Annotated in this window: 11 protein-coding genes; 4 read left to right on the top strand and 7 right to left on the bottom strand. The window is 58.3% G+C overall.

The genetic code is table 11. The annotated features are described in order from the left end of the window. Positions 1-2: 2 nt before the first annotated feature. The 3 genes from mupP (at position 3) to QRN31_RS04650 (ending at position 2,788) form a co-directional block, all read left to right on the top strand. Positions 3-674: an N-acetylmuramic acid 6-phosphate phosphatase MupP gene (gene mupP / locus QRN31_RS04660; protein WP_285430498.1), complete on the top strand. Its 672-nt coding sequence runs from the start codon at positions 3-5 to the stop codon at positions 672-674. 73 nt (positions 675-747) lie between these two features. Then, positions 748-1,488: a YciK family oxidoreductase gene (locus QRN31_RS04655; RefSeq protein ID WP_222587938.1), complete on the top strand. Its 741-nt coding sequence runs from the start codon at positions 748-750 to the stop codon at positions 1,486-1,488. 373 nt (positions 1,489-1,861) lie between these two features. Beyond that, positions 1,862-2,788: a GGDEF domain-containing protein gene (locus QRN31_RS04650; protein ID WP_285430497.1), complete on the top strand. Its 927-nt coding sequence runs from the start codon at positions 1,862-1,864 to the stop codon at positions 2,786-2,788. A 140-nt stretch (positions 2,789-2,928) separates the two neighbouring features. Here QRN31_RS04650 and QRN31_RS04645 read toward each other — a convergent pair whose 3' ends face one another. The 7 genes from QRN31_RS04645 to QRN31_RS04615 all read right to left on the bottom strand — a co-directional run bounded on the left by QRN31_RS04645 (position 2,929) and on the right by QRN31_RS04615 (position 10,978). Continuing rightward, positions 2,929-3,690: an iron-containing redox enzyme family protein gene (locus QRN31_RS04645; protein ID WP_405046048.1), complete on the bottom strand. Its 762-nt coding sequence runs from the start codon at positions 3,688-3,690 to the stop codon at positions 2,929-2,931. 78 nt (positions 3,691-3,768) lie between these two features. Next, a complete protein-coding gene (locus tag QRN31_RS04640) occupies positions 3,769-6,228 on the bottom strand; it encodes an EAL domain-containing protein (protein ID WP_285430496.1) in 2,460 nt (819 codons plus the stop codon). A 417-nt stretch (positions 6,229-6,645) separates the two neighbouring features. Next, positions 6,646-8,463 carry an ABC transporter ATP-binding protein gene (locus tag QRN31_RS04635; RefSeq protein ID WP_285430495.1) on the bottom strand — a complete coding sequence of 606 codons (1,818 nt, stop codon included), beginning with the start codon at positions 8,461-8,463 and terminating at the stop codon, positions 6,646-6,648. Next, entirely contained in the window at positions 8,456-9,058 is a 603-nt protein-coding gene (locus tag QRN31_RS04630) for a DsbA family protein (protein WP_285430664.1), read from the bottom strand. Before QRN31_RS04630 ends, QRN31_RS04635 begins: the two co-directional genes overlap by 8 nt. A gap of 39 nt (positions 9,059-9,097) precedes the next feature. Beyond that, a complete protein-coding gene (gene trhO, locus QRN31_RS04625; protein WP_285430494.1) occupies positions 9,098-10,039 on the bottom strand; it encodes an oxygen-dependent tRNA uridine(34) hydroxylase TrhO in 942 nt (313 codons plus the stop codon). A gap of 102 nt (positions 10,040-10,141) precedes the next feature. After that, positions 10,142-10,441: a BolA family protein gene (locus QRN31_RS04620; RefSeq protein WP_052964137.1), complete on the bottom strand. Its 300-nt coding sequence runs from the start codon at positions 10,439-10,441 to the stop codon at positions 10,142-10,144. A gap of 12 nt (positions 10,442-10,453) precedes the next feature. Beyond that, entirely contained in the window at positions 10,454-10,978 is a 525-nt protein-coding gene (locus QRN31_RS04615) for a DUF2059 domain-containing protein (RefSeq protein WP_033055281.1), read from the bottom strand. 191 nt (positions 10,979-11,169) lie between these two features. Here QRN31_RS04615 and QRN31_RS04610 point away from each other — a divergent pair, with 191 nt between their 5' ends. Continuing rightward, positions 11,170-12,564 carry a class II fumarate hydratase gene (locus QRN31_RS04610; protein ID WP_285430493.1) on the top strand — a complete coding sequence of 465 codons (1,395 nt, stop codon included), beginning with the start codon at positions 11,170-11,172 and terminating at the stop codon, positions 12,562-12,564. The last annotated feature ends 42 nt before the right edge of the window (positions 12,565-12,606 follow it).

Genomic DNA, 12,606 nt, shown 5'->3' with positions numbered 1-12,606 from the left:
CGATGCGTATCAGAGCAGTCCTTTTCGACATGGACGGCACCCTGCTCGACACCGCGCCGGACTTCATTGCCATTTGTCAGGCGATGCGCGCCGATCGCGGTTTGCCGCTGATGAACGACAAGCACATTCGCGACGAGATTTCCGGCGGCGCCAAGGCGATGGTCGCGGTGACCTTCTCCATGGACCCTGAATCGCCCGGCTTCGAGGAGCTTCGCCTGGAGTTCCTGGAGCGCTACCTGGTCGGCTGCGCGGTGCACAGCAAGCTGTTCGACGGCATGGACGCTCTGCTGGCCGACATCGAGAAGGCCAATCTGATCTGGGGCGTGGTGACCAACAAGCCACTGCGCTTCGCCGAGCCGATCATGCAGCAACTCGGGCTGGCCGAACGCTCTGCCTTGTTGATCTGCCCGGATCACGTAAAGAACAGCAAACCAGACCCGGAACCGCTGATCCTGGCGTGCAAGATGCTCGACCTGGACCCGGCCAGCGTGCTGTTCGTGGGCGACGATTTGCGCGATATCGAGTCGGGGCGTGATGCTGGCACCAAAACGGCGGCCGTGACCTACGGCTACATTCACCCAGAGGACAACCCTCGGCATTGGGGGGCGGATGTGGTGGTGGATCATCCTCTGGAGCTGCGCAAGGTGCTCGATAGCGCCCTGTGTGGCTGCTGAGAGCCGGTTTCAGGTTCTGGCAATGTGGCGAAGAGACTGACGCCATCTGTCTTTTGTTTTGTTGAGGTTTCTTATGTTTGATTATTCCGCACGTCCTGAACTGCTCAAGGACCGGGTCATCCTGGTCACCGGCGCGGGCCGCGGCATCGGCGCGGCAGCGGCGAAAACCTATGCCGCCCATGGCGCCACCGTACTGCTGCTGGGCAAGACCGAAGCCAATCTGACGCAGGTCTATGACGACATCGAGGCCGCTGGGCACCCTCAGCCGGTCGTGATCCCGTTCAACCTGGAAACCGCCCTGCCCCATCAATACGATGAGCTGGCCGCGATGATCGAAACAGAGTTCGGCCACCTTGACGGCTTGCTGCATAACGCCTCGATCATTGGTCCGCGCACGCCGATCGAGCAGCTGTCCGGCGAGAACTTCATGCGCGTCATGCACATCAACGTCAACGCCATGTTCATGCTCACCAGCACCCTGCTGCCCCTGCTCAAGTTGTCCCAGGATGCGTCGGTGGTGTTCACCTCCAGCAGCGTGGGCCGCAAGGGTCGCGCTTACTGGGGCGCTTATGGCGTGTCCAAGTTTGCAACCGAAGGCTTGATGCAAACCCTGGCTGACGAAGTCGACACCGTCGCCCCGGTTCGCTCCAACAGCATCAACCCCGGCGCCACCCGCACCAGCATGCGTGCCCAAGCGTATCCGGGTGAAAATCCGCTGAATAACCCTACGCCGGAAGAAATCATGCCGGTGTACCTGTACCTGATGGGTCCGGACAGCACGGGCATCAATGGCCAGGCTTTCAACGCCCAGTAACAGCCGCACGTCGCTTTTTGTGCCGCGTCGAAATCTCGGCGCGGCACCGAAAGCACGCCTCAATTACACCCACTTCTGTCAATTCGACGTCACTTATTGTGCAAATTACTTCCGCCCACCACCCAACAGATTGATTTAAAAGGATTTTTATCCGAAGGAACTCATTGGCATGACTTTCGCTCTAACTTTGCTCAGACACGCCGTGTGAAAGCAATCGGGCGGACGCCTCAGTCGATAGGTTACTAATATTCGACAAAGCGGACTAAACTTGCGCCAAATGTCCTACGGGACTGATGGACCAGTATGACGCGCAGCCCAAAGCCGCTCTCACCCAGCCTGTAAGACAGCCTTACTGCTTAGGGGCTCACGCCATATGAAATCACCATCCCAGACCAACGCAATTGACTTCGATAACGCCAAATTGCAACGCCTGGGCTTTGGTCAAAAGCCTCCCGTTCTGGAGCGGCCATTCAGCCTCGCACAATTGCGCCAGCAACTTGGCCAGCAGCTGCAGACCAGCCTTGAGCCACAACGCATTCTCGGACTTTTCTTCCGCGAGATTCAGCGTGTCGTGCCACTGGATGCACTGACTTATAGGCACTCCGCCAGCGACTTGCGCCTGGAGCTCGGCCAGCGCGGCCATCATTCGGTCACCTATAGCCTCGTTCATGAAGATGAGAACCTGGGTGAACTGATTTTCCGCCGCAACCAGCGATTCAGCGAATACGAACAGGCCTCGCTGGAATCGTTGCTGCCCACTTTGCTGTTCCCGATCCGCAACGCCCTGCTCTACCGGGCAGCGACTCAAAGCGCATTGCGCGATCCGCTGACCGGTACTGGCAATCGCATCGCCATGGATCAGACGTTGCAGCGTGAAATCGAGATGTCGCGAAGGCACTTGATGCCGTTGTCGCTACTGATGCTGGATATCGATCATTTCAAAAATGTAAATGACAACTACGGACACAGCGCAGGCGATGACGTACTCAAGGCTGTCGCAGCCTCGATCAAGAATCAGTTGCGCAACGTGGACATGGTGTTTCGCTTTGGGGGCGAAGAATTCCTGATCCTGCTTTCCAATACCAATCGGGAAGCAGCGGCCATGGTCGGAGAACGGCTGCGGTTTGCGGCGCAGGCAGAGAACTATAAAGCTGACGGCAATCTGGTTGAGCTGACGGTCAGCCTGGGATGCTCGACCCTGCTGCCAGGAGAGTCTGCCGAAAGTTTATTGCGACGGGCCGACAGCGCGTTGTACGTCGCCAAGCGCGAAGGGCGTAACCGGTTGCAGATGGCGGGCTGAGAACATCAGCACCACTATAAAAACAATGTGGGAGCGAACCTGCTCGTAATTGCGGTTTATCTTTCAACGATGAAGTTGACTGATAATCCGCAATTACGAGCAGGTTCGCTCCCACATTTTTTGTGTGTTTTGCCTATGGATCAGCTTTCGGCGAGCGCCATCCGCTCACGAGCCACGGGAGCCTTTTCAGAATGCTCCAGCTGCATGCACCGCTCCAGAAACAGGTGCATGTAGTCATAACTCTTGCAGACAGCCTGACGCAATTCTACTTGCAGCGATTTGCTCGGGTTCATGCCGGCCAGCGTGCAGATGATTTCCAGCGCTTCCCATGGATGAGCATCGTCGTACTGGGCGTGCATCTTCAACCACTTCATGGCCCGCTTGCGATCCTCCTCAGGGAAGGCAGCCGCATACACGCCGCTGGAACAGACCAGCGCCGACCACTCCCCGGTGGCGCCTTCGATCGCATAGTTGGTGGCGGCGATGGCGACGATCAGTGAATCCGCAGAACTGGTGTGCCAGCACCAGTGGCTCAATGCGTGAAGTTCAGGGGCAACGTGTTGCGCCTGCAGATCTTCCAGGCTGACGCCATGTGCCCGACTCCAGTTCACCCAGTAATCGGCATGGTTCAATTCGACACGAATGTTGCGCATCAGCCAGCGACGCGCCATGTCCTCACCGGGGTGGCGGGCAAAGCGGGTCTTGGTCAGGTTCTGTGCCATGTATAACGCGAACTGTTCAACCACCGGCCAGCCACCAATGAGGTACTGACGCATGGTTTTTGCGCTGAGTTTGTTATCTCGCATGCGCTGATACAGTTCGTGCTCGACAACCCGGCGTTTACTCTCGCTGCAATCCTTGATGAGCTGTTGCGCCCAGGCTGGATAACTTGCAGCTTCCATGAGTGGTCCGGTTCGGTTGAATGTGTCGATCACTGTCGGGCTCCTTTTGATTGTGATTGTTAGGATCAGCTAGAGATTTCAACGGAACGTACCAGGCGCCTTGAATAGCAAAGGTTGAGGCCTGGCGGGACGACTTTGCAAACTATCGCAGGTAAACAGATGCGGGCGTTCAATGACATACCCTTGAGCGAAATCGACCCCGATCTCCAGCAGTGCCTGCTCGATCTGGGGCGTCTCTACAAACTCGGCAATCGTGCGCTTACCCATGACATGGCCGATGTGATTGATCACTTCTACCATGGCGCGGTTAATCGGGTCGTCCAGCATATCCTTTACGAAACTTCCATCGATCTTCAAGAAGTCTACAGGTAAATGTTTCAAGTATGCGAATGAGGACATCCCGGCGCAGAAGTCATCCAACGAAAAATGGCAGCCTAAACCTTTGAGTTCGTTGATAAATCTGATGGCGCTTCCCAAATTTGAAATTGCACTGGTTTCTGTAATTTCAAAACAAATCATTTCAGGAGGAATCGACCACACAACAAACTGTTCACGCAGGAAGTCCAGGAACGCCTCATCTCCGATAGTAGTGCCTGACAGATTGATCGCACACATGGCCAAAGGACCTTTACGTTCTTCTGCAATACATTGGGCAATGATCTTGAAAACGTTCTCCACCACCCAACGGTCCAGCGCAGTCATCAGCCCATAACGCTCTGCCGCCGGAATGAAACTGTCGGGCAATATCATGCGACCGGATTCGTCATGCAGACGCAGCAGGATTTCTATATGGCCGCCGCCCTGTTGAGTGTGTCCAAGCGGCGCGATTTCCTGGGAGTAGAGGCAAAAGCGGTCTTCTTCGAGCGCCATGTGCAGGCGCTGCACCCACGCCATTTCACCGAATCGCAGGGACAACTCCGAATCATCGGCATGATAGACCTGAACACGATTACGCCCCTTTTCCTTGGCCATGTAACAAGCCATATCCGCGGCGCGCAACGAGGCTTCAAGGGTCGTCGGCGTTTGCGCGACATGAACCAGCCCGATGCTGACCGTTGTCACGAATGGCCGGCCTTTCCAGACAAAGTGCAGATTCTGGACGGTCTGACGCAGGTTCTCGGCAATTTTCTCGGCCGCTTCCGGCGGGCAGTTTTCCAGCAAAATACCGAACTCGTCTCCGCCCAGCCGTGCCAGGGTGTCGCCTTCGCGCAAGCCCGATTGCAACAGCGCGCAGATATGCCGTAACAGTTCATCGCCCGCTGCGTGACCGCAGGTATCGTTGACCAGTTTGAATTGATCCAGATCGAGAAACATCAGGGCGTGACGACCCGAGTGCCGCGTCAGGTTGTGCATGACCTGCTCCAGGCGATACTCGAACTCCCGGCGGTTGGCCAGCCCGGTCAAGGCGTCATGGGTCGCCTGCCAGGACAGATTGGCGATGTACTGGCGCTCCTGGGTCATGTCATGCAACACCAGCACCGTGCCACTGACCTTGCCGGCATTACGGATCGGCGCGCCGACCAGGGTGACAGAAACAGTGCTGCCATCCAGACGCTGGATCAGTTTGGAATGTTCGCTGCCACCGCTGAGCTGACCGCTCAGGATGTGTTCAATCAGCGTGAAACCATCGGCCTGAGCGTTTTCATCCAGCAAATTGAACAAGGCTGCAAGCGGCAAGCCAATGGCTTGCTCGCCTTTCCAGTGGGTCAGTGCCTCGGCCGCCGGGTTCATGTAGGCGATCGCCCCCTCGACATCCGTGGTAATTACCCCGTCGCCAATGGATTGCAACGTTATCTGCGCCCGGTCTTTCTCCAACTGCAAGGCCTCGGCGAAAGCATGGCGCTGTTTGAGCAGTTTGTGCGTGCGCATCAGGGCCAATGCAATCAAGCCCAGGGCCGTGGCGAGGTTCGTCACCAGCAGCAGGCGCAAAATCAGGCGCGAGCCCTCGCCCAAGGCATCACTGAACGCTTTGGCGGCAGGCGTCACATCGTCGTTGATCGCAAAAATTTGCGCCTTCCAGCGCTTGATGTCGGCATCCGACGCCTGACCTTCGGTAATACGCTGATGCATCTCCTGGGCGACGTCATCGAGCTGCACCAGATAGGAATCCCCCACCGTCCAACGATCGATGGCCTTTTCCAGGTAACTGAAATGTCTGAAATTGAGGTACAGCCAGATCACGCTGGAGACGTCGTCAGGGTGGTTGCCGCCTTTGAGAATGGCTACGCGCGCGGCTTCGATATTCGGCGGCTGCTGGTCCAGCGCCAAACGCAACTCGTGGCCTCCCTGAGGTACGGCAATGGCGTTCTGGTACTTGAGAAAAATCGCCCCGTCACGGCTGTCCGCGTAGAGATTAAGGTAATAGATGGCATCCTTCTGGCCCTTGGACCAGAGGCTTTCCCCGGCGACATAGCCGCGAACCGCCGAAAGCACATACAGACTGACCCCACCCAATAGCGCCTGAAACAGCACTACCGCGATAAATGGCCAGACGATGCCCAACAACCTTGGCGTTCCGAGAGTCCGCTTTTGCTTCATGAGGTCCCTTGTTTTAGCACTGCCAGATCATCATTCCACGTGATCGCTAAAGCTAGACTAGGGTGCGTAATCGATCCCGGCAAGCCAGCGCCCATATTTTGCGCATACACGCGCCTCCGGCCGATCAGCGCTTTGCCGTCGAGCCGTGGACCTGTACCGCGTTTTTTATTCATTCGGGCTGAAGCGGGGTCTCCCCTCCATCGGCCACATACTAGCGCATCTGCAGGCGCCGAATCCGACAACCTGGAACAACTTACGAACAGACAATTCGCTTCTATGAAACATCAACGCGTGCTTCGCGACGACGAACAGACTGACAGCAATACCGTGCAAAATCAGCTAATTGGCAGACCGGAAAACAACCTTCACAGTTCCAAAAACCGACGCACAATGATACTGAAGTGCGACACGCGTCACTCAATGTTGCTGCAAATGCCCATACAGCTTGGCGTACAAACCACCTTCGGCAATCAGTTGCTGATGGTCGCCATCCTCGGCAATTTGTCCGCCGTCGAACACCAGCACCCGATCGGCCTGCTTCACCGCCGACAACCGATGCGCGATGATCAGCGTGGTGCGGTGGCTCAGGAACCGCGCCAACGCCTGGTGCAGATTGTATTCAGTGGCCGCGTCGAGCGCCGAGGTGGCCTCATCGAGAATCACGACCTTGGGTTCGGCCAGCACCATCCGTGCAATGGCCAGTCGTTGACGCTGGCCTCCGGACAGACGCACTCCGGAACGTCCGACGATACTGTCCAGACCATCGGGCAACGCTCGAACGGTCTGGTGCAACTGCGCAATTTCCAGCGCTTGCCAGCAGGCCTCGTCGCTGCGCAGACGGCCCATCGTCAGGTTGGCACGGATGGTGTCGTTGAATAGCGCAGGGTGCTGCAAGACCACGGCAACGTTTTCCCGCACGACTTCCAGACCGATCTCCTGTTGAGTCGAACCGCCGAAGCGAATGCTCCCTGCAAGCGGCGTGTACAAGCCCAGCAGCAATTGCACCAGGGTGCTCTTGCCGCCGCCACTGGCACCGACGATGGCGACTTTTTCACCGGGTGCGATGGACAGGTCCATCTTGTTCAATACCAGCTCGTCGCTATAGCCAAAGCTCAGCCCCCGGACTTCAATGCCCACGGTGTCACGCCCCTGGAACGGATCTACCCCACCGGGGTATTGCGGCTCATCGGCACGGGCCAGCAGTTCGTTGATGCGCGACAGCGCACCACCAGCGGCGTAATAGGCGTACTGCAAATTGAGCAGTTGCTCCACCGGACCGATCATGAACCACAGGTAGCTGAACACCGCCAGCATCTGGCCGATGGACAGGTCGGAAAACAGCACCGTGAGCATCGCTGCCGCGCGGAAAATATCGATGCCGAACTGGAACAGCAAACCGCTGGCACGGTTGGAGGCATCGGTTTTCCACTGCGAGTTCACCGCGTAATCGCGCACCTCCCGGGCGCGCTGTCCCAGACGCCCGAGGAAAAAACCCTGACGGTTGCCGGCGCGCACTTCCTGTATGGCATCAAGCGTTTCGGTCAACGCCTGGGTGAAGCGCGAAGTGCTGTCGTTCTCGAGTTTTTTCAGGTGTTTGACCCGCTTGCCCAACTGCACCGTCGCGTAAATCACCAACGGGTTGAACAGCAAGATCAGCAGCGCCAGCTTCCAGTGCATCCACATCAGGATCGATGCGGTGCCCACCAGCGTCAGCATCGCGACGAGAAAACGGCTGAGGGTTTCGCCGACGAATTTATCCAGCGTGTCCAGGTCGGTGACCAGGTGCGTGGTCACCGTGCCGCTGCCCAGGCTTTCGTATTCGCCCAGGGAAATGCACTTGAGCCGCTCGATCAGCCGCACGCGAATGCGATAGACGATGTCCTTGGCCAACGCCGCAAACAACTTCGCCTGCACCACGTTGAACAACAAGGCGCCACAGCGCAGCAACAAGGTCACCAGCAGCATCAGGCCGATGTAGCCTGCTGCTTTTTGCCAGCCTTGGGGCAGTGCGTAATTCATGATCTTCAGGGCGGCGTCGCCGTGCCCCAGTAACACTTCATCGACCAGCAATGGCAGAAGCAACGGAATCGGCACGCTGCACAAAGTAGCCAGCACCGCGACGCCATTGGCGATCCACAGGGATTTTTTATGGTGCAGGGCCAATCGACGGATTTCGGCCCAACTCAGCCGATCGACACGCTTGGGAGCGGGCGCGCCATCGGGCAGGTCATGCACAGGCGGCGCGCTCCAGCCAACGGCCAAGCAACGGCGACAACTCACTCAAGGGTTGGTAACCGTTGGTCAGCAGGGCCAGTTGCCCGTCACGTTCAGCCAGCAATGTCGGGAAACCGGCAATGCCCAGGTCCTGGACCCAGGTGAAATCGGCAGCGGTCGCGGCGTGCTGATCGGCACGGTCGAACGCGGCGGCAAATTCGATGCGCGGCAGGCCGGCTTTCTCAGCCAGTTCCACTAGCACGCTGGCGTGGGTGACGTCGCGACCTTCGGCGTAGAACGCGTGCTGAATCAGCCCGAGCAGCTTCCACGCGCAATCCGGCGCCAGGCTGCGCGCGGTCACCAGTGCCCGGCAGGCAGGCTCGGTGTCGTAGACAAACCCGTCTGGCAACGCGCCTTCGACTTTGAACGGCTGGCCGGTGGCCTCGTTGACCGCCTGCCAGTGCTCAAGAATGTAGCGTCGGGTGGTCGGCTCCAGCGCCGAGCCACTGCCGGTGCGTAAACCGCCGACCACCAAATGCACCTCCACGCCTGCCGCGTGCGCCTGCTCGACCAGCGCATTGGCGACTGGCGCAAAGCCCCAGCACCAGGAACACATCGGATCCATCACATAGAGCAGGCGGCGTGCAGACATGGTTCAAGCCTCGGAAGGGGTTTGCTTGTAGTTGTAGCCGATCGGGTGAGGCAAGTTGCGCGCCTTGGCCAGTTCGATCTGCTTCTGCCGATCAATGGCACTGCGGCGGGTCTTCTCGCTCAACGTGTTCCAGCAATGCGGGCAGCTGATGCCGGCCACGTAGTGCTCGGAGGCGCGGTCTTCGACGCTGACCGGCGTACGGCAGGCATGACACTGATCGTAGTCGCCTTCGCTGAGGTCATGACGCACGGTCACGCGGTTGTCGAACACAAAGCAGTCGCCCTGCCATTTGGTTTCTTCCTGCGGAACCTCTTCGAGGTACTTCAGGATGCCGCCCTTGAGATGGTAGACCTCATCGAAGCCCTGGCTGAGCATGTAGCTCGACGCCTTCTCGCAACGAATGCCGCCGGTGCAGAACATCGCGACTTTCTTGTGCACGGCCGGATCGAAATTGGCTTTGATGTAGTCGGGGAATTCACGAAAACTGGTGGTTTTCGGATCGATGGCGCCTTCGAAGGTGCCGATCGAGACCTCGTAATCGTTGCGGGTGTCGATCAACAGCACTTCAGGATCGCTGATCAGCGCATTCCAGTTCTGCGGATCGACGTAGGTGCCGACCTTTTTGTTCGGGTCCACGCCTTCGACGCCGAGGGTGACGATTTCTTTCTTGAGCTTGACCTTGGTGCGGTAGAACGGCTGGTCGTCGCAGTACGACTCTTTGTGGTCGATGTCGTCCATGCGCGGGTCGTTCTTGAGCCAGGCCATCAGCCCGTCGATGCCTTCACGGCTGCCGGACACGGTGCCATTGATGCCTTCATCGGCGATCAGCAGCGTGCCTTTGATGCCGTTGTCGACCATGGCTTGCAGCAATGGCTCGCGCAGGGCGACGTAATCTTCCAGGGTGACGAACTTATACAGTGCCGCCACGACAATCTTTTGTGTCATGGGTGATTCTCCAGGTGGCTACCCTCGCAAAGGGTGAACCGGATACGAAAAAAAACGCGCCGGGTGAGCGGCGCGTTGCGGATTCTAGCAAAAAACCAAAGGTTAATGCTTGCTGCCGCCAGCACAGGTTGGCGAGGCCGGAGCCGCATCGATCTGTGCCCATTCTTCTGGCGTGTAGGTATGCAGCGCCAACGCATGGAACTCGCCCATCAGCTCGCCGAGCGTGCCGTAGACCTTCTGGTGACGCTTGACGCGGTTGAGACCCTCGAACTGCTGGCTGACCACCACGGCCTTGAAATGGGTCTGCAACCCACGGCTGTGCATGTGGCTCTCATCCAGCACTTGCAGGTGCTCGGGCTGTAACAGGCCCAACGTCGATTCGATGCGTTGTTGCATGGTCATACCGAACTCCGCTTATGGCTTTTTCTTGGCAGGAGCAGCGGCGCCTTTAGGCTCCAGCTCGGCCGTCATGTCAGCCAGCAGTTTGTTGACCACAGGCACTGCGCTTTCCAGCTTGGCTTGAGTCATCTGGGCCGATTGCTGAGTCAGCTGCGGCATTTTTTCCAGGACTTTCTTGCCCAGTGGCGACTGGTAGAAAGCAACCAGGTCCTTGAGCTCCGATTCGCTGAAGTTGGTGGTGTAGAGCTTGACCATGTCCGGCTTCAGCTTGTTCCAGCCAATGGCTTGGTCCAGCGCTGCGTTGGCTTTGGCCTGGTAAGTTTCCAACAAGGCTTTTTTCGATTCAGGGGCTTTGGTCTGTTCAAAGCGCTGAGCGAACATTTGCTGCACTTGCATGTACACCGGAGTGCCCAATTTGTCAGCGTGCGCCAGGGTCAGGAAAGCTTCGGCACTGGCGTTATGGCTGGCGGTATCGGCAAAAACAGGGCCGCTGGCGCAAACCAGTGCAACCGCGGTACAGATGGCACGAAGACGAGTCATCGAGTTTCCTTTTCTAGCAGGCGAGGTAAAACCCCAAGGGCGTCCATTCTGCGCCTAAAAAAGTGTGTCGCTCAACCCCAAGCCTTGTCGGGTCTGATTTAGAGGGGTTGAACGGTCAAAATCCAGACTGATGGAACCACGGCCGGCGATCACGGCCTAAACTGCGCTATCGACCTACAGGAGTGTGCAAGATGAGCCGTATCGAAACCGACAGCCTTGGCCAGGTGGAAGTCCCGGATGAAGCCTACTGGGGCGCTCAGACGCAACGCTCGCTGATTAACTTCGCCATCGGCAACGAACGCATGCCGCTGGCTGTGCTGCATGCACTGGCGCTGATCAAGAAAGCCGCGGCGCGGGTCAATGACCGCAACGGTGATCTGCCCGCCGACATCGCCCGGCTGATCGAACAGGCCGCCGACGAAGTGCTCGACGGCAGCCACGACGACCAGTTCCCGCTGGTGGTCTGGCAGACCGGCAGCGGCACCCAGAGCAACATGAACGTCAACGAAGTGATTGCCGGACGTGCCAACGAATTGGCCGGCAACCCACGTGGCGGCAAGTCGCCGGTTCATCCCAACGATCACGTCAATCGCTCCCAGAGCTCAAACGACTGCTTCCCGACGGCCATGCACATCGCCGCGGTTCAGGCGGTCCAGCAGCATTTGCTGCCAGCCATCAGCGAGCTGTCTGGCGGGTTGGCGGAGCTGTCGGCGCGGCACATGAAACTGGTCAAGACCGGCCGGACGCACATGATGGATGCCACGCCGATCACGTTCGGCCAGGAACTCTCGGCATTTATCGCACAACTGGATTACGCCGAACGGGCGATCCGCAGTGCGCTGCCGGCGGTGTGCGAGCTGGCACAGGGCGGCACCGCCGTCGGCACCGGGCTGAACTCGCCGCATGGTTTTGGCGAGGCGATCGCTGCCGAACTGGCCGCCCTCTCCGGCCTGCCGTTCGTCACCGCACCGAATAAATTCGCCGCGCTGGCCGGTCATGAGCCGCTGACCACGTTGTCCGGCGCGCTGAAAACCCTTGCAGTGACCCTGATGAAAATCGCCAACGACCTGCGCCTGCTGGGTTCCGGGCCGCGAGCCGGGTTCGCTGAAGTGAAACTGCCGGCCAACGAACCAGGCAGTTCGATCATGCCGGGCAAGGTCAATCCGACGCAGTGCGAAGCGCTGTCGATGCTTGCTTGTCAGGTCTTGGGCAATGACGTCGCCATCGGTTTTGCGGCGAGTCAGGGCCATCTGCAATTGAACGTGTTCAAACCGGTGATCATCCACAACCTGCTGCAATCGATCCGCCTGCTGGGCGATGGTTGCAGCAACTTCCAGCAGCATTGCATCGCCGGCCTTGAGCCCGATGCGGCGAAAATGGCCGAGCACCTGGAACGTGGATTGATGCTGGTGACGGCGCTGAACCCGCATATCGGTTACGACAAGTCGGCGGAGATTGCCAAGAAGGCGTACGCCGAAGGTCTGACTCTGCGGGAAGCGGCGTTGCAGTTGGGCTATCTGACCGATGAACAGTTTGATGCGTGGGTGCGACCAGAGAATATGCTGGAGGCCGGGGCCAAGGGCTGAATTTTGTAGTGATTGTTAGTCCGTCATCGCGAGCAGGCTCGC

This window comes from Pseudomonas sp. fls2-241-R2A-110 (genome assembly GCF_030209165.1).
GTDB lineage: Bacteria > Pseudomonadota > Gammaproteobacteria > Pseudomonadales > Pseudomonadaceae > Aquipseudomonas.
Note: the sequence above shows the minus strand (reverse complement) of the source record. Positions and strands in the feature narration are given on the sequence as shown.